Origin of the sequence: Crateriforma conspicua, assembly GCF_007752935.1 — a bacterium.
Taxonomy (GTDB): Bacteria; Planctomycetota; Planctomycetia; order Pirellulales; family Pirellulaceae; genus Crateriforma; species Crateriforma conspicua.
Map to the genome: position 1 here is coordinate 4,380,892 of NZ_CP036319.1, position 24,721 is coordinate 4,405,612.

The window sequence follows — 24,721 nt, forward strand, 5'->3', positions numbered from 1 at the left end:
CGCTGGCCGCAAGGCTGACCGGCCCCACCCGCTGCTGACCCCGTCCCCCCATTTGCTTCGCACGCTGACTATGAATCGAAATCTTGGCGCGAGTCTTTCCCGTTTCGAAAGTTTCCATCGATCCGTGTTTCAGCCGGCGGCACGCTTGGCGTTTGCCGTTGTCGTCCTGGCTTGCGGTCAAGCGGCTGAGGCGGAAACGACCACGACGACGACAACCGGCGCGTTGACGGTCGTTCCGGCGGACGAAGGACAAGGCTGGACGATTCTGTCGGGCAATGAAGTGATCGCGGGCTACGTGGTGGATTCGGCCGGCAAACCGATTGTTTACCCCATCCACAGCCCGGCCGGTCGCCGCGTGGTGCGCGACTATCCGATGGGTCCGCAGGGACCGAAAACACGTGACGATCACCCACACCATCGATCGCTTTGGCTGACCCACGGCGAAGTGAACGATCAAGACTTCTGGTCGACCAGTGAAGAACGTCAGGGCGGTACGATCCGACAAACCGCCGGCCAAGCCAGCGCCAACGACGACGGTTCGGTGGTGATCGAAACCACCAACGACTGGCTTTCGACCGAAGGCAAGCGTGTCCTGTCCGATCACCGTCGATTCACGTTCCGTTTGGCTGAAGATGCCCGGGGAAAAGCACGCTTGATCATCGATTGCGATTTTCGTCTGACCGCCGACGATGACGAAGTCCATTTCGGCGATACCAAGGAAGGCACCTTCGGCATTCGAGTTGCCGGGCCGATGAAGGTCGACGCGAAACTGGGCGGCAGCATCATCAACAAGTCGGGCGATCAGGGCAGCGGGGCGTGGGGCAAAGCTTCGCCCTGGGTCGACTACACCGGTCCGGCACCGGACAGTGCCACCGAAAGCGACGCTGATGATGAAACACTTAAAGCGTTGCCCAATGCCGGGATCACCATTCACTACCACCCGTCCAGCCACGCCGCGCCCTGCCGCTGGCATGTGCGGACCTATGGATTGTTCGCGGCCAACCCGTTCGGCGTGCATCATTTCGACGGCGGCCCCAAGACCGACGGCTATCGCTTGCCGGCCGGTGAATCGATTAACATGTTCCACCGCGTCGTCGTCCATGACGGACCGTTTGACCGCCAGCAAACCCTGGCCGACGAACAAGCGTATGCGACGGCCGCCGTATCGCCGGTCACCGGACAATGACAGCATCACGATGACCGAATCCGACAACGCGTTTTCGCTGGCCGGTCGTCAAGCCTTGGTCACCGGCGGGACTCAAGGCGTGGGCGCCGCGATCGCACGAGCGGTGGCGCGGGCGGGCGCTGATGTGATCGTGGTCGGCGTTCGCGACGACGCTTCGGCCCAGGAAGTCTTGGACGACATCCGACGGCACGGTCGCCAAGGCGAATTGCTGGTCGCCGACCTTTCGCAACCACCCCAGCGATACGTCGATGACATCTTGGCCGCCGCGTTGGATCGTTTTCCCGACTTGGGTTTGTTGGTCAACAACGTGGGGACCTACATCGATCGTCCATTCTTGGAGATGGATTGGTCGACGTACCAGACGACGATGAACTTGAACGTCGCGTGCGGTTACTTCTTGACGCAAGCGTTCGCGCGACACTGGATCACAAAAGGCATCGAAGGCCGAGTGGTCTTCACCGGTTCCATCAACGGCATGCTGGCCGAAGCCGACCACACCGCCTATGACACCAGCAAAGGCGCCGTTGCGGCGATGGTGCGATCGCTGTGTGTCGCTCTGGCACCGCACGGCATTCGCGTCAACAGCATGGCGCCGGGGCTGGTCCGCACTCCGCTGACCGGACCGGCGCTCGACCAAAACCGCTTGCAAGAATGGATGGAATTACACACTCCCAACGGCCGGGTTCCCGATGCAGACGTCTGTGGCGACGCGGTCGTATTCCTGCTGTCCCACGCGGCACGTCACGTTCACGGACAAACAATGTTGGTCGATGGCGGCATGAGTGTTTGGCAGCAACCCGATCCGCCATCGCAATTCGGTTAGACTTTCGCCCGACCCGTTTCGGTGAACTGTGTATTTCGACAAGACTGTGTATTTCGACAAGACTGTGTATTTCGACAAGCAGGTCTTCGGCTGACGACGATCCGATCGGCCAGATCCCGGTGCCAGTATCCCCGCATTAAACCCCCAATCCGATCGTTGGTCCGCAGCGTCAGTGAGCGTTTTTGAACGGGCAATCGTGGCCCATGAGACCGCTTGTCACACTGACCCCTGGTTGACCCGCCGATCGGCTTGTTGACGATTAGTCGCCGCCGGGCCAAACATGTCCGGCATCCTTTTTCCGATCCTTCACTTTCCACCACTCTTCCCCAGACGACCCACGAGGCAGATAGCAATGCGACGCGCCAAGATCTCGATCATCGGAGCCGGCAACGTCGGAGCAACCTGTGCGCACTGGTGTGCCGCAGCCGAACTTGGCGACATTGTCTTGTTGGATATTCCGCAAACCGAAACCATGCCGGCCGGCAAGGCGTTGGACTTGATGCAAGCGTCGCCCATCATGGGCTATGACGCCAATGTCACGGGCACCACCGACTACGCCGACACGGCCGACAGCGATGTGATCGTAGTGACCGCGGGCATTCCGCGGAAACCTGGCATGTCCCGCGACGACCTGCTGGCGACCAACGCCAAAATCATCACCAGCGTTGGTAGCGAAATCAAAAAGACCAGCCCGAACGCCGTGGTGATCGTCGTCAGCAACCCGCTGGACGCGATGGTCCAACAGATGTGGAAGGTCACCGGATTTGACAAGTCCAAGGTGTGCGGACAAGCCGGCGTTTTGGACACCGCACGTTATCGCACGTTCCTGGCGATGGAATTGGGTGTCAGCATCGAAGACATCAGTGCATTGTTGATGGGCGGTCACGGCGACACGATGGTGCCGATCCCCAGTTGCACCAGCGTCGGTGGTATCCCCGTTACCCAACTGATCGATGCGGGTCGCTTGGAAGAAATCGTCGACCGCACACGAAAGGGCGGCGCCGAAATCGTCTCGTTGCTGAAGACCGGCAGCGCCTATTACGCTCCCTCGGCCGCCTGTGCACAGATGGTCGAAGCGATCGTGAAGGACAAGAAACGTCTGCTCCCGGTCGCCGCGCTTTGCGAGAGTGAATACGGCGTCGGCGGCTACTACGTCGGCGTGCCCGTGATCATGGGTAAAGACGGCGTAGAAAAAATCATCGAACTGAAGTTGACCGATACCGAGACGTCCGCTTTTGAAAACAGCGTCAACGCAGTGAAGACGCTGGTCGCTTCGATGAACGAATTGCTGTCGGCTTAAACCCGATCCTTGGATTCCGACGCCGTGTTGGCACGCTTACCGCGTGCGTTGCCAGCGTTGATCACGCGGGGCTCGCACACACGGCAAACGAACCGGGCGTCATCGGATTCAATCGCATGGCCTGGATTGCGTTTGCATCATCACGATCAAACGCGATCCGCTCCTCAAAGTCGCCGGTATGTCGCTGGCGTTTTTGCCACCGCGATGCATTCCGGGCAAGTTTATCGATCAGGTCCGCTGATCGTAAAAACACAGTCCATTTGGATGTGTCTTTGCTAGCGTCATTGCTAGTCCAAAGACGATGCCTGCGGCACGCCAGGGTTACAATTTCCGCTTTATCACATTGAAACGGAATGCCATTCGGCTGCTCCGTTTTTTACCAGCGTCATCGACATTGACACCGGTCTTGCGCGACGCCTAACCTTCCGCTTATCTGGCGTGAAACCGGTGTTCAGTGTTCGGCAAAGCGGTCGCACCACTGTCACCCGCTTTTGCGCGACCTCCGCCTCTCGCCTTGTCCGCCGCACGTTCCTCCTTCCAAAGAAACCATGCGACGATTTCATGACCCCGACGGTCTCAGCACTGAAGCGTCCGAGCCATCGGAGACATGGAAATCGCCATGGAAAGACGAACCGTGCGGCTGGTCCGATGATGTCGCCGCCACGACCGATTCGTCGGCGATTGTTGGTGAAGATTCGACGGATGAATTGCCCGCGGCACGAACGTTCCTGCTGCCGCTGCACTATGAACCGGGCTACCAGTACCCGCTGGTCATCTGGCTGCATAACGACGGCTTTAACGAAACCCAAATCGAACAGGTGATGCCGCACATCAGCCTTCGCAATTATGTGGGCGTCGGCGTCCGCGGGGCGAAAGCCGGCGATGCGATCGGTCATCGATTTGACTGGTCCGACACCGAAGCGGCCGTGCAATCGGCTTGGCGACAAATCAATTCGGCGATCGACGAATCCAAACGACGGTTTGCCATCCATCCGGACCGGATTGTTTTGGCCGGATACCGCAGTGGCGGCACGATGGCACTGCGATTAGCGCTGCGTCATCCCGAGGTATTCGCGGGCGTGATTTCTTTGGGTGGTGCCTTGCCCACAGGACGCCGGCTGTTCAGCGACTTGAATGACCTGCGACGTCAGCGATTGTCCATGCTGTGGAGCTGGGCAGTGCAGGGCGACCATTTCCACAACACCACGATGGCCGACAATCTGCGTCAAATGCTGATGACCAAGTGCCGCATCGAAGTGCGGCAATACGTCGACGATGACGAGATGAATACCGTCACATTGTCGGACGTCAACGAATGGATCATGAATCGCATCGTTGCCGGAAACGTCTGTGTGGACGGTGAACCGGAAACCTCTCCGTCGCTGAATTTTTCTCAAAACTGACGCTTCGCCGCCGGTTCGCTTGACGGCCCCGCCGAGGCCGAAGTCGCCGAAAACGCTTGGGTTCGGCCTGCGTCTTTGCCGACTCCCTACATCGCCCCGCTTGTCGACCGGGCTTGCCGGTGGTTAAGTTTCCACGAGGGCAATGATGCTCCCCGAGTGGCTTCTTTTTCCAGGCGGTTCCCAGTGACGGCTGAATCCAGCGGCAAACGAATTCTGATCGTCGATGACGATGCCGAAATCATCGAATCGGTTCGCTATGCGCTTGAAGGCGAAGGTTACGAAGTCGTCATCGCGCGCGACGGGAACCAAGGCCTGGCGGTCGCCGAACAAGAAAATCCAGATCTGATGATCCTGGACATGATGATGCCCAAACGCAGTGGATTCCTCGTACTGGAAAAACTGCGGCGAATGCGTGACGATCCGCTCCCGGTCGTGATGATCACGGGCAATGAAGGGCATCGTCACCAAGCGTACGCCGAATTGCTGGGCGTCAGCGAATACATTCGCAAACCATTTCCGATGGACCGCTTGATCGACGCGGTCAACAACCTGCTGAACCAGGATTGATCGACGTGCCGTGCTTGCCGACCGATGCTCAAAGTCACCACTGGCTGGGTTGGGCCGGCGTGTGTGGCGGATTGGCGGTGTTGATCGGGGCATTCGGTGCCCACGGATTGCCCGATCACTTATCCGCAATGGGTTTGGACCAGGCTTTGATCCAACGCCGCTTGGATCAATTCGATGTGGGGGCCCGCTATCACTTGGCTCACGCGGTCGCCCTGCTGGCATTGTCGGCTTTGCCCACAAGCCGACGTCACGCCTGGACCGTGCGTTGGGCTTACCGGCTGATGTGGGCCGGTGTCCTCCTATTTTCCGGCAGCCTATACCTACTGGTGTTGACCAACACCCCATGGTTGGGCGCGATCACTCCGCTTGGCGGTTTGGCATGGATCGCCGCATGGACGCTGTTGGCAATCGCCGGATTTTTCCCCGTCCGAAATGGTGACCAACATCACCGCAAAACACAGACAATTGCACCGGAGCCGGATTCGGCGGAAAGCCGGTCGGGAGCCCCACGTTGACGGAGACCGATATGTCGACAGCGGAAACCATTGAGTATCCGGCGAATTGGACTCGTCGGCATTTGCTGGATTTGGAAAGCCTGTCGTCCGAAGAGATTGTCATTCTGTTGGACACGGCGGATAAGCTGAAACGCATGACCGATGGTTGTCGGCGTAAACTCTCATTGCTGACCGGCTTGACTTGTGCCAACTTGTTTTTCGAGAACAGCACACGGACGCGAAACAGTTTCTCTCTGGCGGCAAAGCGTCTGGGCGCCGACACGGTGGAATTCAGCAGCGCCGGCAGCAGCGTTGCCAAAGGCGAATCGTTTGTCGATACCGCAAAGACCATCGAATCGATGGGTGTCGACTGGGTGGTCACACGGCACAGCACGCCGGGCACGCCCCATCTGTTGTCTCGTGAACTGGACTGCAGCGTCTTAAACGCCGGCGATGGCCCCCATGAACATCCGACCCAGGGCCTTTTGGATATGCTGACGATCCGCCAGCATCGCGGACAAATCGCCGGCTTGACCGTTGCCTTGGTCGGCGACATCGCTCATAGCCGAACCGCTCGCAGTAACATCTGGGGCCTGAAAAAACTGGGGGCACATGTCATCATCTGTGGCCCACCGACGTTGGTCAGCCAACGTTGGTCGGAATTGGGATTCGAGGTTTCCTACAGCTTGGACGAAATCCTTCCCCGATGCGATGTCTTGAACCTGCTGCGGATCCAATTCGAACGCCAATCGGCACGGCCATTTCCCAGCGTTCAAGAATACGCGGCGTTGTATGCGATGACGGGTGATCGTGTGCGTCGATCCAAAGACGGGATTCTGATCATGGCACCCGGGCCAATCAATCGCGGCGTGGAAATCACTCCGGAAGTCGCCGACGGACCGCACAGTGTCATCTTGGAACAAGTCAACAACGGGATCGCGGTACGGATGGCGGCACTTTGGCTTTTAGCCGGGAAACAAGAGGTCTGATCAACGATGACAGCTTTGCTCATTGAAAACGGCCGATTGGTTGATCCGTCGGTCGGATGGGACGGACCCGCCCGCTTGCTGGTCGTCGACGGAATCGTCGCAGCCATCGATCCGTCCGACGGCGACATCCCCCAAGGCGCCGATCGCATCGACGCGTCCGGACAAATCGTTGCACCGGGGCTGGTCGACTTGGCAGCGGAACTTCGAGATCCGGGACGTGAAGAAGACGAGTCCATCCAAACCGGAAGCGATGCGGCGTTGGCCGGCGGATACACGTCCGTACTGTGCAGCGCCAGCACATCGCCGGTCATCGACACGCCAGCGGCAGTGGAACTGGTCCGACAGAAATCCGCACAAGCTAGCGGCGTCCGAGTCCACGTGATCGCGTGCCTCAGCAAGGGCCGCGAAGCGGATCAGATGGCGGAACTCGGTTTGCTGTCGGATGCCGGCGCGGTCGCGTTCAGCGATGCGCCTTACCCGATGCCCAACGATGCCTTGCTGAAGCGTGCGTTGGAGTACTGTCGGATGCTGAACAAGCCGATTTTTGATCGTCCGGAAGTTCCCGTGCTGGCCAGTAGCGGCGTGATGCATGATGGCCAGGTATCCCTTGTCCTTGGGCTTCGCGGTCTACCGACTGAAGCGGAAGACTTGGCGGTCGCACGAGACGTCCGCTTGGCCGAGGCGACCGGCGGATGGTTGCACGTCGGACCGGTCAGCACGATGGGTTCGATCGACTTGCTGCGACGCGTTAAATCACGCGGCGTCCAGGTCACCGCCTCGTCCTGTCCGCACAATCTGTTCCTGACCGATTCTGAATTGCGGTCGTACGATTCCCGCTTCAAGGTTCACCCGCCACTACGCAGCCCGCGACATGTCGAAGCATTGCGTTTGGCGATTGCCGACGGAACGATCGATGCGATCGTCAGCGGCCACATGCCACGCGCAACGGAAAAGAAATCCAACGATCTGGATCGAGCGCCGTTTGGCGCTGCAGCTTTAGAAACCTCGCTATCAAGTGTCGCAACATTCATGGTCCGCCCCGGACACCTGACATGGGCAGACGCGATCGACCGTCTGTCGACCGCACCGGCACGCATCGCCGGGATCAATGCCGGTGGCCTCTCGGTGGGGCAAGCCGGCGATATCGTGATCTTTGATCCCAGCGCTCAGTGGACCGTTGACGGATCAAAGTTTCGATCGCGATGCAAGAGCAGCCCGCTTGATGGAAAGCAACTTGAAGCATTGGTGACCCGCACGATTGTCGGTGGTCAGGTCAAATTTGCTCGCAGTTGAATGCGGCCCGCCACTTCACGAACGCCGATGCATCGCTGCAACGGCTGACGATTAACGACCTGAATCCCGGTTGCCATCTCATACTGCCATCCATGCCATGGGCATGTCACGCACGGATTGCCGTCGACATCATGTCCTACATGCCCCTCGGCAATCGGTCCACCCTGGTGCGCGCATAGGCCATCCAAAGCGTATAAGCGACCATCGACCCGAAAGATTGCCACGACGCAATCACCAAAGACGACCTCCTTCGCAGACGCATCGGGAAGGTCCGATGAAGCCAGCACGTCGGTCCACGAGTCGTCGGATTGCTGAGTCTCGCTGGGTTTCATTGCTTAATGGCCTTTGCCGTCGTCGATATTGATTCGCGTCCGAATCTAAACCGCCACCTCCCACCCAATCCAGCCCCTTTTCATTTGGTGCCACCCACCTTTTGAATACTCACATTAGCAGCGTTTCCCGCCCACGCATCGCCGCCCCCCGGCCCAACACTTGCATCGGCCATTTCTTGACCAACAATCTTCACTCGAGAAGCGACAACGACGGTCAATTATCTCGCCGGGCGCGCATCGCCACCCCAGAGTCACCAAACGAGAAGATCGTGAAGGCTATTCGAGCGGGACGGGTCAGCAAAAGAAGGCTGCAACGGCACCCTGACCGCGATACCATCGCCTTCCAGAATTCTCTGCATCAGCCTTCATCGCTTTCGGGCTTCCTGCACACCCAGATCGCCCGAAGTATCGCTGCCAATTCCAAACCAATTCCGACCACATTTCCGCTTCAATACCTCGATGCCGCAATGCTCGAGCAACATCCTTGGGAACCGATTGCCGCCCACGCATGGACTCTCGTCCGGCACTTGCCGTCCACCGCAGCAGTCGCATGTATTCTCGCAAGGAAAGATTGAGATAGCCGCTGTTGCTGCACCGCAATCCTTCGCGATGGACCTCCGGGTCATTGGCCAGCTTGCCAGCATCAAGCGACAGATTTGCCAGCCAAGCGTCGCGCCGGATCCTTCGACCGGATGACGAACGCTGTTTAGCTTTCTTCGCTCGACGCAGCTTCTCAGCCGGAACTTCGAGCGACTGTCCACTCGCATCACTCACAGGAACCGGTTGTAAATCAAAGGCTGCGGAATTGATTTGCTTGCCCTTCGCTGCTTCGATTCGATCATAGGCCGAAGTATGCGGAACGCAGTCCGGCGAATCACCGACCGCGGCCCGAACTGGATTTAGATCCACATACATACTGCACGCCAAAAGCCCGGCTTCATCGACAATTCGCTGTGCCTTGAAACGCCCCTCCCAAAACCTTCCGGTACAGTCGTCCTGACGATTTGCCATCCGCGCAATAGGTTCGGCCAGCGCACGCATGAACCAGGAAATATCAGAAAGCCGGTTGCGAATTTCTTGCAGTCTTGGCTTATCCCGACACAACCGCTGCACCTCCGCCTCCGTGGGTTCGCCAAGATGCTCCTCCAGTCGCCGGCCCGGAAAGACCTTCAGCCAGCGAATCGCCGCTTCTTCATCTGCCCAAGAAGCTACAACATCGGGGCGATTACGCAAAATCAGATGCAAATGATTGCTCATGATTGCGTAAGACAACACGTCGATCCCGAAAGCGGAAGCCAACGCCTCCATACGTCTGCGGATCCATTCCTTTCGATACGAATAATCGCATCCACTCACCGGATCAGCGCCTGCCAAGAACGCTCGGCGAACGCAGCGTTGCACCACGTGAACCACACAGACCTCTTGGGCAACGAACTGTTCCGTACGCTTTGCACGTGGCACGATCATTCCTCCCATCAAAACGAAAACCGAAGCGTATCTAGTACAGCGAACCGAAACAATAGGTGGGTGGCACATTCTTGGATAGGTGGGTGGCACTTTTTAGGGAGGGGTTGAGAGGTGTGAAAAACGCTACACTGCCGCAGACGCGATTTCACCCGATCGAAAAAAGGAATCAATCGATGAATTTCACGGCCATTGCTAATCTTGGTCGCCCACGGAATCATTCTCCGTTCGCTCTTTTGCGAAGCCGCAAACGTGTTCTCCTGCCCATCACCAGGGCCTCCTTGGCGGCTTTCCTTGCCTGCATGACTTGCCTGTCGTTGCCCGCGGCTGCCCAGGACTCCGATGCGGCTACCAATCAGACCGCCCAATCATCCGACGGTAATTCGCCGAACCAAGACGAAACATCGATCATGAAAGTCACTGAAATCGAGGGCATCACCGAATACCGGATGGACAACGGCGTCAAAGTCTTGCTGTTCCCCGATCCCTCCAAAGAAGTGGTGACCGTCAACATGACGGTCTTCGTCGGATCGCGGCACGAAGGCTATGGCGAAGCCGGCATGGCGCACCTTCTGGAACACATGTTGTTCAAAGGCACTCCCTCGCACCCCAACGTTCCAAAGTCGCTTCAAGATCGTGGTGCTCGATTCAACGGCACGACCTGGCTAGACCGAACCAACTACTACGAAACGCTACCCGCCAGTGACGAGAACCTGGAGTTCGCTCTCAAACTGGAATCGGATCGCTTGGTCAACAGCCTCATTCGTGGCGAAGACCTGGAAAGCGAAATGACCGTGGTGCGAAGCGAATTTGAGCAAGGCGAAAATTCGCCCGTCCGTGTGCTGATGCAACGCATGCAAGCGGCTGCCTATGAGTGGCACAACTACGGCAGAACGACAATCGGAAACCGCAGTGACATCGAACGAGTCCCGGTCGTTCGCCTTCGCCGCTTCTATCGAAAGTTCTATCGACCCGACAACATCATGGTGGTCGTCGCCGGCAAATTTGATCCGGATACCGCGATCGAGATGCTGCAAAAGACATTCGGCAAATTACAGGTTCCTGATTCGCCGATTGACGACACCTACACCGTTGAACCCGCTCAAGACGGCGAAAGAACCGTCGTCCTACGCCGTGTGGGTGACGTCCAATGGGCAGGTTCCGCCTACCATGTCCCTGCCGGCAGCCATCAAGATTATGCCGCGGTCGCCGTGCTGCAGTACATCCTGGGCGATGAACCATCGGGGCGTTTGTACAAATCGCTGGTCGAAACGGAATTGGCCAGCAACGTCTACGCCATGGTAAACGGGCTGTACGAACCAGGACTATTCAAAGTCCTTGCCGAAGTCCCCAAAGATCAGTCGATCGAGGAAGCTCGTTTGAAGTTGATCGAAGTGATGGAACGTTCGTTCACAGAATCGCCCGTCACCGAAGCTGAACTGGACCGTGCCGTTCAAAATCTTCTGAAACAGCGTGAATTACAAGCTGCCGACAGTGACCGTATCGCGGTGGCCCTCAGCGACTGGGCCGCTCAAGGTGACTGGCGACTGTACTTCCTGTTCCGCGACAACTTGGAAAAGCTGACCATTAAACAAGTGCAACAGGTCGCACAAACGTATTTCATTCGCGACAACCGAACCGTGGGCTTGTTCATCCCGACCGATGAAGTACAGCGAGTCACCGTCCCGGAATCTCCGGACTTGGCGACCGTGCTGGATGGTTACAAAGGCCGCGAAGCCGTATCCCAGGGCGAACAATTCGATCCGGATCCCTTGGCCATCCAGGCTCGGGTGCAACAGGGTGAATTGACCGGAGGAATCGAATACGCACTGCTACCCAAAAAGACGCGAGGCGAATCGGTCGTCCTGCAACTTCGATTGCGTTTCGGGACGGGACAAACCTTAAACGAACGACGTGGTGCGGTGGAATTACTGGGTCTGGCAATGGCTCGAGGCACCGAAAAACTTGACTACCAGGAACTTCAGGACGAACTGACTCGCCTGCGTGCCGAACTTTCCATGTTCAGCCAGATTGGTCAATTGAATGTTCAAGTCCAAACCAAACGCGAGTTCGTCCCAGAAGTCATTGCATTGATCGGCGACTTGGTCCGCCATCCGCGTTTTGACTCCGACGAATTGGAAGTCATTCGGCGTCAGATTTTGACGAGCCTGGAACAAAACATGAACGATCCCGGATCACAAGCCGCGAGAGCCGTGCAACGTGCTTTGTCACCGGACGATCCGTCAAACATTCGATACGTGCAAACACTCGAAGAAGAGATTGCCATGTACGAATCGGTGACGATCGATGAGATCCGCGAGTTGTACAACGAGTTCCTGGGCAATCAGGCCGGCCAATTGATTGCCGTCGGAGACTTTGAACCCGAAGCCATCGTCGACGGGTTTTCTTCGTTTCTGACCGACTGGAAAAGTGATGAGCCGTACGAACGAATCGGGCGGTCGACGATTGTGCTTGACAGTGCACTTCGCCCGATCATCGAAACTCCCGACAAGGAAAACGCAGTCTTGTACGGCGGCCAGCAGTATGCGCTGTCCGACACTTCGGACGAATACGCTGCTTTGGTCTTGGGCAACTTTATCCTGGGCAGCAGCGGGCTGAGCAGTCGCCTGGGCGATCGCGTCCGACAACAAGAAGGCCTGTCATATGGTGTGGGAACCGGATTGACCGCCTACGCAAAAGACGAGCTTGTCAGCCTGACGCTGTACGCAATCACGAATCCCACGAACCGCGAGAAGATCGTGGAAGTGATCACCGAGGTCATCAATGACCTAAGAGAAAATGGTGTGACAGAGGATGAATTGCAAAGAGCGAAGACCGCCTACCTGCAAAAACAACGTGTGGGTCGAACGCAAGATCGAAATCTGGCCGTTCTGCTAGGCAACAACCTGTTCTATGACCGCACGATGGAGCACCAAGCTCGCTACGAACAACAGATTGCCGATGCCAGCTTGGAACAGGTCAATCAAGCGATTCGAAACCACATTGATCCTGAAAAGATGATCATCGCCTTGGCCGGCGACTTTGCAGGAGCGGAAGTCACCGCCCCCTAAATCGCATCTTTGACTGCGGCGATGAATCATCCCATTGCCGCTATCAAAACGAATGGCAAACGCAATGCCGCTGCTTGGGTCCGCCAAGGACTCACGCAGCGGCTTTCTTCTATCCCCGACGTCAAACGTTTTGCGAACCTTCATCGGAGGCCTTTGCGCCGGCAGTCGCCAAGAACCTAGTCAATGCGATCGACGCCTCCGCTTCCTCGCTGACAACGTGATCGGCGCCGACAGATTTCAGTTTCGGCAACGTTGCTTGATACCGGCACCGGACAACAATCAACGCTTGTCGATTCAATTGACGAATCTTTCGTACGGTGCGAATCGCAACGGCATCGACTGGCACGCAAACGGCGACCGCAAAGCAACGATCGACTTCGGCAAATTGCAATGTTTGTGCTTCCGTCGCATCGCCACAAACGGTGCGAAACCCTTCCTGGGCAAATGCGTGCAAATTGATTTGACTTAAATCAACCACACAAACATCTTTGCCTTCGATTTCCCACTGCGATGCGACCTGCCGACCAATGGGGCCGGCACCAATCACGGCCACGCGATGGCTTTCACGGCGCGGCGCCACGTCCGTGACCTGACCGCTGTCCATCTCCGTTTCATCACGTGTCCAACGAAACCCGAGCTTCATCAGCGGTGGTGTCAACAACAATGTGCCAACGGCCAGAGCTACGATTTTCTCATAGGCCGAGTGGCTGACGACCCCCGATTCGTATCCCAAAAGCGCGAGCACGAACGCAAATTCCCCCACATGCGCAAGACCAATTCCCATTCCGATCGCGGGTCGAATCGCTAACCCCGTCAGCCGCAGCGCGATGGTCGCGGCAACCGCTTTGACTAGCACCAAAGCCACAAAGGCGGTCAACATTCCCCAGGGTTCACGGGCCAATAGCGCTGGGTCCAAAATCATCCCCAAGCCGATAAAAAACACGGCCGAGAATGTTTCGCGAAATGGCAAGACCAGGGCGTCGATCTGACGAGACCACCGGTTTCCGTTGAAAATCAATCCGGCCGCGAACGCACCAACCGCCGGAGGCAGACCGACCAAGTGTGCGGCCCAGGTCACCGCCCCCAAAACCACGATCGTGAACAAAATCACCAACTCGGGGCTTCGGTATCTTGCCAACGTCGGGATCAACCACTGGCCGATGACGTATCGCATCGCGACCACCATCGCCAGAAACCCGACGGACATTGTTGCCAACAGAATGTACTGTCCGAATCGAACAGCTTCGCCGTCACCGGTCAACAACGGCACCAACAGAAGCAATGGCACCAGTGCCGCGTCTTGAAAAAGCAGAATACCGATCGCGCGGCGACCGGGTGGACGATGTGCTTGCCCCCATTCCGAAAGGGCTTTGAAAACCAGCACCGTCGAACTGAATGCCAACGCCGAAGCCACCAAGACCGCCGAGCGCCAATCTTGGCCATTGGCGATCAACCATGCCGAAATCGGTCCGCCCACCAACAGCATTTGGACCGACCCGCCGACCAACAGATTTCGTCCCAATCGACGAAGGTCACCCAGCGAAAATTCTAACCCGATGGTGAACAACAACAGAAACACGCCGCCTTCGGCGATGTGCGCCAACTCTGCTCGTTCGTCGACGACCCAGCCTGTGACACCGGGTCCAAGCAAGACGCCGACCAACAGATAGCCCACCAGCACGGACACGTTAAGCAACCGACAAAGCAGTCCGGCGGCCAAGCCGGCCGCCAAAATGATCATCAGGTCATGTATCAGTGCTTCGGTCATTCGATTGCATTGAAATCAAGGTGGAGCAGACACTGCATCGAGCAGACTAACATCCACCTTGTTCCCTGCGAAGGATTGTCCGAATCGGATTTTGGGGTCTCAAGCGGCAACGTCCGAGGCGACTTCGACCCATTGTCCGTTGTCCGACAATCGGAACGACTGCTGCCCTTCGATCGCGACCAAATTCAGCCATCGATTTTCGATCCAAGTGCGAACATCATCGTGGGATGCCAACACCCGATCGACCACCGACCGCGAAGCATAGAACACGGCCAACAGCCGCAAGGGTTCATGGGCGTATCGGCTGCCATTATGTAACGACTGCCAAGCCAAACCGTTCATCAAATCACCACCGTTGCCCGACTGAACGCCGAAGCCCCCGACGACGTTGTGGACAGTTTTGTTGCCGCTTCCGAAATGTCGATTGTCCACGACCGAGGCGTAGTACTGCATGTTGATGCTGTGCGCGACCACCAGCGGACCGGCCACCAAATTGTTTAACAGTTCGCCATCCGGGTCGCTTTCGGCGTCGTATTCGTGCAGGAAGACACGACCGTTCAGGTCCGCCGACCGAGTTCGTTCGCGTGGACCAAAAACGATCGCGGCATTCCCGGCCAAGCCCCATTCGGGTCGCACTTCGCCCCAGTCCAGCGAACGCCGGAGTGAATCACCGTCCGCCCCCGGTTCCCGCCAGGTTATCTGTCGTTCCCGACGAGTCGCCTTGCACGCGACTTTGATGGCATCCTTCACTTGACTGAGTTGCGATTGCAATTGCGATGGGATCGAATCGGCATCCACCAGACGAATGTGATCGGTGGTCGTTTCGTGGACAGCCGCCAGCACAACGGTGGACGACGGAATACAGACGCCACGTTCGCTGAGAGCTTCACGAACATCAGGTCGATTCAATAGCGCGGCCGCCACCCTGGCATTCACTTCGCCGGAATGCCCGCCGCAAGCACCGCACTGCAACGTCGCGGCAACGGGATTGTTCGTCGTGTGGCTTTCGTGTCCGCACAGGATCAACAAATCGCTGATCGGTTTGCCGACCAACCCCAATCCCCGAATCAACCCTTCGGCCGCATCGATCCATGCTTGCTGGCATGCGGTGTCCAAGTCGGACATCGGGGCCACCGGTTCGGTCCCGCAGGCTGCGTGCGATTGCGAGCCCTGCTTCGGTTGCAGCGTTGGCAATACGGTTTGTCCAAACAGCTTCGGTAAAAACGAAAGCCCCAGTGATTCGACGAACGCGAATCCGCCCAGTGCCGTGTCTTTCAAACTGCTCAGCCACGATTGGTTCTTTCGCTGTTGAATCGCCACATGCCTTTGCCAAGCCAATTCGTCGGCATTCGCACCGCGATGGCCTTCGAAGACCCGCAGCGATGGCCGCAGCAAGAACGGAACCTGTGGCTTTGCGGCTTCGGAATCCAGCGGCACGTAGTCGATCGGCATTCCAAAGAAACCGGCAAACCCAAGCGTTTGCACCTGAGCATTGCTGGATTCGAGGTGTCGGCGAAGTCGTTCGCTTCGCACGTCAATACAAAACGCAATCTGTGCGATGGGCGTTTCATCTGGTTTCGGATTGGTTTGGTCGCTGTCGGCATGCTGCGATGTCTGATCCGTCTGACCGTTTTGGTTCACCAGTGCTGGCGGGTGCCCGGTCGATGAAAGCTGGCCAAGCAATTCCCGCTGGAACGTCAATTCTGTCGCCCGCAGCATCAAATACCGCAGCTTGACCTCTTCCAGCGATTCATGGACCGATGCTGCAAAACGCCCGACTCGATCGTCCGCAATGTTATCCCAGCTGACGCGATAGGATTCGGAATCTGCGATTGCGGCTTCGTAGGCCAGATGAATCGCCAACAAATCGATCAACTCGTCGGGTTCACCCGCGTGTCCATACTGTTGCGACTGGAATTTCACCCAACCGTACCACCCCGGCATTTGAAAGACCAAACACAACAAATAGGTTTCCCACCATCGTTGGGGAACCCGCAGGAGTTTCAAACAATGGACGATCGCCGCTTTGGGCGACGGTGGAAGCAACGAAACGAATTCGCGAAAATCCTTCACCCCAAGCACTTCGACCGTGCGATCGATCCGCGCCAAGCTGTGCCACGATTGATACAACGTCAGGTTTCGACATGGCATCGACCACAATGATGTCCCGCGATCGTAATAGGCCGGGACATGCTTGCCGATTTCGTCAATGACGGTCCGCTCGTAATCCGTGCCCATTTGCCGATCCAACAACTCGGACATGCTGCGCACGCGTCGGTCGGGGTTGGGAATGGACAGCGGAATGTCAATCCGGTCCGCCGCGTCCGCATCGGCGGGTCGCGGTGGAACCGACCGAAGCTTTTCAATCAATTCGTCCACCGCCCACGGTGCATCGTCCTCGACGCCGTCGGTTCGCAGTTCGTCCAAAGCGTCAGCGATAGCCTGTCGCCCGACTTGGCCGTCGCGAAACAGGTCCGCGTAATACTGCAGCGGCATGAGTGTTTCGGACTCTGAAAACACTCGCAGAAATCCGCGAGCGTTCAGAAAACGTCGCTCCGATATCCCGACGTACGGATTGACCGCGACATAGTCATCCAACGGCCACACGGGCGCGATCACGTCAAAGATGCGTTGGACCAAATCCCGAAACTGTTCGGCGGGATGCAGCCGTGTCGTGGCTTCCGTTGCGACGCTTAGTCCGGATTGCTGGGCAGAATCAGCTTGCGACATCAATAAGTCTCCTGGGACGAACACCAGTGTGTGTTGTGAGTGATTTCAAGGGTTTACGACGGGCGAATCGATCATTCGTGTGGAAGCAGGCGGATCCGACGACGCAACCATGCATCGACGTAGAAGCCATTTCGAACGTGAACGTAAAGAGCCAACCAGCGCTGACCGTCTCCCCACATGACCTGTCGCTGGATCCAAGCCAAGCCGACAAAGGCAAGGATGGCCACCACACCGACAGCCCATTGCACCGGAGCCATCGCGGCGTGCGATAAATCGGTCGACGCGATGAACACGACAAACGTTAAAGCGGCGACGTAGGCCGCCACCATCAGCACCACCCGAGCGGCGATCGCTCGGTGACGGGGTAGTCCCGCGTGTGAGCGACCGACAAGACGTTGGCCCCAACGCATCACGCCCGCCTGTGTTTCCGTCGGTCCGAATCCTGACGACGTGCTTTGAGACACCGACAACCGGGGCATCGACAATGCAAACAGTGATATAGACATGACGCAGGCGAGAACGATCCCACCGGGTTTGTGCAACGGATCGAAACCGAAAACGCTTAGCAACGTCAAAATCAAAGCCACCTGTGACGCAATGATGGCAAAGGAAACCAAAGGCCTGGCAAACACGGGCGAGACCGATGAATCACCGGCCTGATCCGCTGCATGGGATGCGCCGGTGGATTTCCCGGTCTTGTCGTCAGCCAAATCGAATCGAGGCAATTCACCGCTGGCCAAGAATGCGTTGGCCTTGAAAACCGAATGGGCGATCAGGTGCAGCAGAGCGACACCGAAGGCGCCCAAGCCGCATTGCAACATCATGAATCCCATCTGTGCGATCGTCGAATACGCCAACTTTCGCTTGATGTTGGTTTGCGTCATCATCACCAGTGCGGCGAAGACCGCGGTCACCAAACCCACCATTGCCAGGGTCGCCAAGGCCGCTGGCACCTGCGAAACGATGGGGCTGGTTCGAATGATCAGATAACCGCCCGCGTTGACGATCCCGCCGTGCATCAGGGCCGAAACCGGCGTCGGCGTTTCCATGGTTTGTGGCAACCAAGTGTGGAACGGCACCTGGGCCGACTTGGTCGCGGCACCGGCGATCAAAAGCCAAACAGCGACTTGCACCGGAGTCTGAACGCCCGCCGAACCGATGGCCTCCGCGGTCGACGCGAACATCGCTTGAAAGTCCAAGGTGCCAAAATTCTGCCACAGCAGGACCGCCGCGATGATCAAACAGAGATCGCCCAACCGACTGATGAAGAACTTTTTCCAGGCGGCAATCCCGGCCGCAGGTCGGTGACGATAGTGGACCAACAACTGGTGAAGCGACAGGCTGGTGGCCACCCAAAACAAGATGAACAAGGCCAGGTTGCTGGACAGCACCAACAAGCTGACCGATCCGGTTGCCACCGCAATCCAGCGAAAGAAACGCCCCTGGGCGGCCTCGCCGTCCAGATACCGAAGGCTGTACCGTGCAATCACCACCGCCAGAGTGGAGATCAACACCAGCATGATCGCCGCCAAGCCGTCCAAACGCAGAAGCGACGTGAAGGGCAAAAAGCGAAACGTATCGCCGATGGACCACTGTGAGACGCCGGCTTGGGGATCCAACCAGCGATTCCAACCGACCCACGCGAACGCCAACACACTGACCAGCCACTGCACGGCCAAGGTGTTGGTGACCAGACGCGAAATTCCGGTCGCCCAGTGGTTGGCCCGGCGGTCGGGCAACAAAGCAAGAGCCACCAACAACAGGGGCAACACCGACGTCGCCACGACAGGCAACCAATTGGGTTCGACCACGGGACATTCTCCGGAAACACAGAAATCAGTAAAAACGCAACCTGTTTCACGCTTCAGTTTTCGCGAAGCCTAAAGCACGACAACATTTTCGTCAATTCGCAGTCGCGTTTTGAGTTTCATTTTTCTTGCCCGCGGGTCTCGATTTGGCTCAAATTCCCGGCATTTCGCGGGAAAAAGGCGTCAGATTGTTCGCGAATTATTTTTCGCTTCTTTGGTACAATCGCGGTTTGCCGACTGCGCGACACGGCCGCGACGTCGCGATCGGTGCTTTTCTTGGGTGACAGAAACAGGAATCGACGTGGCCAAAAGTACCCCCAATCGCTCGCGAACCACTTCCCCAGCGACCCCTCCACCAACGGTGCCCGCGGTGGATCCGATACCGACGGCGCACCGGTGGACGTTCCTGACGAATCACGCGCACGTGCTGATTGTGCTGCACGGACAGCCCGATTTGGTGCTACGCGAAGTCGCCGTTCGGGTCGGGATCACCGAACGCGCGGTCCAGCGGATCGTCCAAGAATTGGAAGAAGAGGGGTTTCTGCGGCGAGAAAAGGTCGGCCGCCAAAACCATTACCACGTCATCACCGACCAGCCGCTGCGCCACCCGATTGAGGCGCATCGTGATATCGGCGATCTGTTGGAATTGATCACCAAAGCGGGCTCCGGCGGCCCGTTATAGACTGCATCGGTCGTCGGGATCGCTGACCGCCAGCCCGTCGCCTTCGCGAAAGACAACGGTCGAATCCACTGCATCGGCGTCAAACGATTCCACGTTACCACTGGGCCATGCAACACGGATGGAATCGACTTGATCAACGTCGCCAAGCCCAAAGATCAATTCCTTTTGACACTGGCTGAGGTAACTGCGGGTCGGCATCACCGTCTGGGACACGACCGCATCGCCCGACGTCAGAGTCACGTTCGCACCGATCGCATCACGGTTGCTTTCCGTTCCGATCAGCCGCACCTTCAAGAAGTGATGACCGGTCTGTTGGTCGTTTCGAAAAACACGCGCCGGTCCACCGCTGGTGGAAATCACCACGTCGGGATCGCCGTCGTCATCGAAATCACCATAGGCGGCGCCGCGTCCGACGATCGGCTGTTGAAATCCGTCGCCCGTTTGTTCGGCTGATGTCAGAACCAGTTCGGTTCCCGCATCGGGGCCCGCGTTCCAAAACAACTGCGGCGGCTGATGGTATCGTTGGGTCGACTGTGTCTTGGCAATGTCATCCTCCAGGTGCCCGTTGGCACCCAGAACATCGGGCCGACCGTCAAGATCCGCATCAAAGAAGAACAGGCCGAACGTCAAGCCTTGCCGGGTCGGCGGGCCAAATCCGGTGAACATCGCCGCATCGACAAACTGATCTCGACCAGGCCGTGTCATGTAAAGCGCACTGGCCTCATTGGCAAAGTTACCGATGCCCACCGCCAAGGTTCCGTCGCTTCGGAAACGGCTGCAATCAATACCCATCGCACCGCGTGCATTGCCGCTGCGGTCATAGGCGATGCCACATAATTGGCCGACTTCGACAAACGTGCCATCGCCCTGGTTTTCGAACAGAAAGTTCCGCACGGTGTCGTTGGCGACGATGATGTCGATCCAACCATCATCGTTGACATCGACCGGTGCCAGCCCCATCGCTTTACCCAGCGGCACATCCGTATCGGGATTGCGAATCTGTATTCCCGCGGCCTGTGAGACGTCGGCAAAGGTCCCATCGCCGTTGTTGCGATACAGATAGCTGAACGTGCCGTTGAATGCCCGCGGGGGACCGTACGCCCGATTGATCCCATCGAGCGTAAAGTTCTGGGACAGATCCGAATCGCGATCCCACGCGACGTAGTTGCAAACAAACAAGTCCAAGTAGCCGTCGCGGTCGAAATCAAAGAATCCGCAACTGGTGCTCCACGCATCGTCGGCGCCGGCGACACCGGCGGCATCGGTGATTTCCACAAAGCGACCGTCGTCGTTGCGTAGCAGACGATTTTTTCCGACCGCACTGACGAACAGATCCGCGTCACCGTCGTTGTCAAAATCGGCCGTGGCCACGCCCATGCCGTACAGCTTCAACGCCGCGCCCTGGTCTTCCGAAACATCGGTGAAGTTGCCTTGACCGTCGCCTTGGAACAGACGGCAGGTCGGCGGCGGATCGGAGGGCGATTCGGACCAGGGCCAATCGTCACCGTTGACCCAGAAAAGATCCTGGTGGCCGTCGCCATTGAAATCGAGCACGGCCACACCGCTGCCCATCGTTTCGGGCAACAATTTTTCACCGGCGCGGCCGGTGTGATGCAAAAAATCGACGCCGGCGGAATCGCTGACGTCGGTCATCGTCAGCGTGGGCAGGTCGGACGCCTGTTGACGCAGTTCCGGGTTGACCGTTTCGAAGACTTGTGGCTTGGGCGGTTCCGGGGATTCCGCAAACACCAACCACATCAAACCGCCGGCGATCGCCAGCAGACCGATGATCAAGACCGACCGACGTAGGGCGACGCCGATGATGGCGTCGTCTTCGGTGTTTTCATCTCGAATCGGTTCGTTCACGGTCCACCCGTTGGGGAAAAGGCGACGGAACGACGGAAAGTCAGTCGACTTCCTTTTCGTCGATCCAGTTCATCATTCGACGCAAACCCTTGCCGACTTGTTCAACGCCGTGCTGGCGTTCACGGCGACGAGTGGCCTTGAAGAACGGAGCACCGCCACGATTCTCCAAGATCCAGTTGCGTGCGAAGGTGCCGTTTTGGATTTCCAGCAAGACCTTCTTCATCTCCGCCTTGGTTTCGTCGGTGATGATGCGAGGTCCGGTGCTGTAGTCACCGTATTCAGCAGTGTTGCTGATACTGTAACGCATGTAGCTGAGCCCGCCTTCGTACAACAGATCGACGATCAGCTTCAGTTCGTGCATGCATTCGAAGTAGGCCATTTCCGGCTGGTAACCGGCTTCGACCAGCGTATCAAAACCGGCTTTGACCAGTTCGCTGACGCCACCACACAACACCACCTGTTCACCGAACAAGTCGGTCTCGGTTTCTTCGGCGAACGTGGTTTGGATCACACCACCGCGGGTGCCGCCGATGCCTTTGGCGTAGGCCAAACCAATTTGCTTGGTTTCATCGCTGGCACCATCACCCAGGGCCAACAGGGCGGGGACACCGCCACCCTTTTCGTACTCGCTGCGGACCAAGTGTCCGGGGCCTTTGGGGGCGACCAGCATGGTGTCGATCCCGGCGGGCGGCACGATTTGGCCGAAGTGGATGTTGAAGCCGTGGCTGCACATCAAGATGTTGCCTTCGGACAAGTTATCGCGAATCGAATCACGATAGATGTCGCCTTGGACTTCATCGGGCAACAGGATGTTGATCACATCGGCCGCCTTGGTCGCATCGGCGATCGACATCGGCTTGAATCCATGCGAAACGGCCAAGTCATAATTGGCCGATCCGGGACGCTGACCGATGACAACGTCACAGCCGCTGTCTCGCAGGTTTTGTGCTTGGGCGTGACCTTGGGAACCGTATCCCAAGATGGCAATCTTCTTGCCCTTCAAATGGGACAGGTCGGCATCGTTGTCGTAATAAACCGTTGCGGCCATGTTGATCTATCGTTCGTGGGAGAAGTGGAAAACGGGCATTCAGTTGGACGATGGGCCGGACGATCGATTCGGTGTGGCACAATCGAACGTGCCGCAACGAGAAAGATAGCGATCGCACGGAAGGCAGATCGGCGACCGTGGACGCCGAATCAAACGTTGTATTTGCGGAGGATTTCAGGCGGTCGTGAAGCGACGAATCGTACCGACGTCGGACGTCGGCGGTTCTTCGGTGATGGCCGGTCCGCTGGCACCGCGGACCATGGCGACGCGACCGGTGCGGACCAGTTCGACGATTCCGTAGGGACGCATGCGTTCGATAAACGCTTGGACCTTGTTTTCCCGACCGCTGATTTCGATCATCACTTCTTCCGGACCGACATCGACGATCGCACCGCGGAAGATGTCCACCAATTCGCGGACTTCGCTGCGTTTCGGGCCGGCGGGCGCTTTGACTTTGACCAGCAACAGATCGCGTTCGACGAAATCGCGGCTGCTGATGTCTTGGACGCGGACGACCGTGACGATCTTTTCTAGCTGTTTCCGTACCTGTTCGACCACGCGATCGTCGCCGACCACGACAAATGTCATGCGTGACAATCGTCGGTCTTCGGTTTCGCCGACGGCCAGCGAATCGATGTTGTAGCCACGCGAGGCCAGCATGCCGCTGATATGGGCCAGCACGCCGGGGACGTTCTGGACCAGAGCCGATAAAACGTGACGGTGCGGAGGGTTAGACATGGTTGGGCGATGATTGGAAATGAAGGCGATATTGTGTGAAGGCGTCGAGTCGACCGGCGGCGCAAAGATCGCCGAAACGTCGCTGCCCGGCCCAGAGTCGGATTCGCCTGGAATGGACGTGCCAAAACCAAGCCGGGCATGATAATTTTGGGTCGCAGGAGTCACAAGGGCGGGAATCCGCCGGGCCGATCACAGGGTGGGCCGACAACGGAGCGGGAAACCGCCCGGCCGCAACCGAACGGACACGCCATCGACATGAATTTTCGCATCGACTTGCCCGCTTATCGTGGTCCGATCGACCTGCTGCTGTACTTGGTCCGCCGCCAGGAGGTGGCCCTGACACAGATCTCGCTGGCGAAAATCGTCCAACAGTACCTGGAATATTTGGACATCCTGAAAGCCCTGGACCTGGGGGACGTCGGGGATTTTCTGGACCTCGCGTCGACCTTGGTGGAGATGAAAAGCCATGCGGTGCTGCCAAAAATCGTCGAGGAAACCGAAGACGAAACCCTGGAGGACCCGCAGGACGAACTGATCGAACGGCTGCTGCAGTACAAGGAAATCCGCGACGCGGCCGCCGTCCTGGATGAAATGAGCCAACGGTGGCAGGAAAGGTTCGAGCGGATGTCCGACGACCTGCCCAGCCGTCGCGTGGACCCGGGCGACCAGCCGATCGTCGATCTGGAAATCTGGGATTTGGTCAGCGCGTTTGGTCGCATCATGCGGGAATCGGCCGGCCCGCCGCCGACGGAGGTCATCTATGACGACACACCGATCCACGTGTACATGCAACAGATCCACACCCAATTACGTGACCACGCAAGAATCCCGCTGATCGACTTGGTCACCGGCGGAGAACACAAATCGGCGTTGATCGGATGGTTTCTGGCCACACTGGAACTGACCCGTCACCACGGCGCGGCGGTCGAACAGGACGACTTTGGCGAAGTCTATGTGGTCCGCACCGACCACTACAGCGACGACTTGGCGGTACACGAGGTGGACAACTATTCCGCCGAAGGATTGGACAACACGAATTTGCCCAAATCCAGCCCCGCCGTGACGCCGACCAGCGGCCAAACCGCCTCCGAGCCGACGCAAAGCGGCGATGAAGCCGACCCAACGCAAAGCGGCGAAGAAACAGAATCTTGAACGATCG

At 57.8% G+C, this 24,721-nt stretch carries 19 protein-coding genes; 11 read left to right on the forward strand and 8 right to left on the reverse strand.

Annotated elements, in window-relative coordinates:
• Positions 1 to 124 precede the first annotated feature (124 nt).
• The 8 genes from Mal65_RS15955 to Mal65_RS15990 all read left to right on the forward strand — a co-directional run bounded on the left by Mal65_RS15955 (position 125) and on the right by Mal65_RS15990 (position 8,055).
• Positions 125 to 1,186: a DUF6807 domain-containing protein gene (locus tag Mal65_RS15955; RefSeq protein ID WP_165701319.1), complete on the forward strand. Its 1,062-nt coding sequence runs from the start codon at positions 125 to 127 to the stop codon at positions 1,184 to 1,186.
• A complete protein-coding gene (locus Mal65_RS15960; RefSeq protein WP_145299612.1) occupies positions 1,149 to 2,009 on the forward strand; it encodes an SDR family NAD(P)-dependent oxidoreductase in 861 nt (286 codons plus the stop codon). Before Mal65_RS15955 ends, Mal65_RS15960 begins: the two co-directional genes overlap by 38 nt.
• Before the next feature lie 352 nt (positions 2,010 to 2,361).
• On the forward strand, positions 2,362 to 3,309 hold the full coding sequence (mdh, locus tag Mal65_RS15965) for a malate dehydrogenase (RefSeq protein WP_145299615.1): 948 nt from the start codon (positions 2,362 to 2,364) through the stop codon (positions 3,307 to 3,309).
• Positions 3,310 to 3,857: 548 nt separating this feature from the next.
• Positions 3,858 to 4,712, forward strand: a complete 855-nt coding sequence (locus Mal65_RS15970; RefSeq protein ID WP_145299618.1) for an alpha/beta hydrolase — start codon at positions 3,858 to 3,860, stop codon at positions 4,710 to 4,712.
• 183 nt (positions 4,713 to 4,895) lie between these two features.
• Positions 4,896 to 5,279, forward strand: a complete 384-nt coding sequence (locus Mal65_RS15975; protein ID WP_145304973.1) for a response regulator transcription factor — start codon at positions 4,896 to 4,898, stop codon at positions 5,277 to 5,279.
• 5 nt (positions 5,280 to 5,284) lie between these two features.
• Positions 5,285 to 5,794 carry a DUF423 domain-containing protein gene (locus Mal65_RS15980; protein ID WP_196784217.1) on the forward strand — a complete coding sequence of 170 codons (510 nt, stop codon included), beginning with the start codon at positions 5,285 to 5,287 and terminating at the stop codon, positions 5,792 to 5,794.
• A gap of 11 nt (positions 5,795 to 5,805) precedes the next feature.
• Positions 5,806 to 6,762 (forward strand): aspartate carbamoyltransferase catalytic subunit, encoded by a 957-nt coding sequence (locus Mal65_RS15985; RefSeq protein WP_145299621.1) that lies wholly within the window; start codon positions 5,806 to 5,808, stop codon positions 6,760 to 6,762.
• A gap of 6 nt (positions 6,763 to 6,768) precedes the next feature.
• Complete coding sequence (locus Mal65_RS15990; RefSeq protein ID WP_145299623.1) at positions 6,769 to 8,055, forward strand: dihydroorotase; 1,287 nt, start codon at positions 6,769 to 6,771, stop codon at positions 8,053 to 8,055.
• Here Mal65_RS15990 and Mal65_RS15995 read toward each other — a convergent pair.
• Together Mal65_RS15995 and Mal65_RS16000 are read right to left on the reverse strand one after the other, a co-directional pair.
• Entirely contained in the window at positions 8,031 to 8,387 is a 357-nt protein-coding gene (locus tag Mal65_RS15995) for a Rieske (2Fe-2S) protein (protein WP_145299626.1), read from the reverse strand. The genes Mal65_RS15990 and Mal65_RS15995 overlap by 25 nt on opposite strands.
• 294 nt (positions 8,388 to 8,681) lie before the next feature.
• Positions 8,682 to 9,848: a transposase gene (locus Mal65_RS16000; protein WP_145299629.1), complete on the reverse strand. Its 1,167-nt coding sequence runs from the start codon at positions 9,846 to 9,848 to the stop codon at positions 8,682 to 8,684.
• A 305-nt stretch (positions 9,849 to 10,153) separates the two neighbouring features.
• On the opposite strand from Mal65_RS16000, the gene Mal65_RS16005 reads away from it, so the two are divergent.
• Positions 10,154 to 12,922 (forward strand): M16 family metallopeptidase, encoded by a 2,769-nt coding sequence (locus tag Mal65_RS16005; RefSeq protein WP_145299633.1) that lies wholly within the window; start codon positions 10,154 to 10,156, stop codon positions 12,920 to 12,922.
• A gap of 121 nt (positions 12,923 to 13,043) precedes the next feature.
• Here Mal65_RS16005 and Mal65_RS16010 read toward each other — a convergent pair whose 3' ends face one another.
• The 3 genes from Mal65_RS16010 to Mal65_RS16020 form a co-directional block, all read right to left on the reverse strand.
• The gene (locus Mal65_RS16010; RefSeq protein ID WP_145299634.1) at positions 13,044 to 14,690 is read right to left on the reverse strand and encodes a cation:proton antiporter domain-containing protein; all 1,647 of its coding nucleotides are present in this window, start codon (positions 14,688 to 14,690) and stop codon (positions 13,044 to 13,046) included.
• Positions 14,691 to 14,789: 99 nt separating this feature from the next.
• Positions 14,790 to 17,420, reverse strand: a complete 2,631-nt coding sequence (locus Mal65_RS16015; protein WP_145299637.1) for a YbcC family protein — start codon at positions 17,418 to 17,420, stop codon at positions 14,790 to 14,792.
• Positions 17,421 to 17,491: 71 nt separating this feature from the next.
• Positions 17,492 to 19,231, reverse strand: a complete 1,740-nt coding sequence (locus tag Mal65_RS16020) for a proton-conducting transporter transmembrane domain-containing protein (RefSeq protein WP_145299640.1) — start codon at positions 19,229 to 19,231, stop codon at positions 17,492 to 17,494.
• 358 nt (positions 19,232 to 19,589) lie between these two features.
• Here Mal65_RS16020 and Mal65_RS16025 point away from each other — a divergent pair, with 358 nt between their 5' ends.
• Complete coding sequence (locus tag Mal65_RS16025) at positions 19,590 to 19,910, forward strand: helix-turn-helix transcriptional regulator (protein ID WP_390621865.1); 321 nt, start codon at positions 19,590 to 19,592, stop codon at positions 19,908 to 19,910.
• Here Mal65_RS16025 and Mal65_RS16030 read toward each other — a convergent pair.
• The 3 genes from Mal65_RS16030 to ilvN all read right to left on the reverse strand — a co-directional run bounded on the left by Mal65_RS16030 (position 19,905) and on the right by ilvN (position 23,562).
• Positions 19,905 to 21,776, reverse strand: coding sequence for a CRTAC1 family protein (locus tag Mal65_RS16030; RefSeq protein ID WP_196784219.1), 1,872 nt, complete (start codon positions 21,774 to 21,776; stop codon positions 19,905 to 19,907). The two genes, Mal65_RS16025 and Mal65_RS16030, sit on opposite strands and share 6 nt — an antisense overlap.
• A gap of 40 nt (positions 21,777 to 21,816) precedes the next feature.
• Positions 21,817 to 22,824 carry a ketol-acid reductoisomerase gene (gene ilvC / locus Mal65_RS16035; RefSeq protein ID WP_145299645.1) on the reverse strand — a complete coding sequence of 336 codons (1,008 nt, stop codon included), beginning with the start codon at positions 22,822 to 22,824 and terminating at the stop codon, positions 21,817 to 21,819.
• A 174-nt stretch (positions 22,825 to 22,998) separates the two neighbouring features.
• Positions 22,999 to 23,562 (reverse strand): acetolactate synthase small subunit, encoded by a 564-nt coding sequence (ilvN, locus tag Mal65_RS16040; RefSeq protein WP_145299648.1) that lies wholly within the window; start codon positions 23,560 to 23,562, stop codon positions 22,999 to 23,001.
• A gap of 255 nt (positions 23,563 to 23,817) precedes the next feature.
• Between ilvN and Mal65_RS16045 the strand changes: the two genes are divergently transcribed.
• Entirely contained in the window at positions 23,818 to 24,714 is an 897-nt protein-coding gene (locus Mal65_RS16045) for a segregation and condensation protein A (RefSeq protein ID WP_145299651.1), read from the forward strand.
• The last annotated feature ends 7 nt before the right edge of the window (positions 24,715 to 24,721 follow it).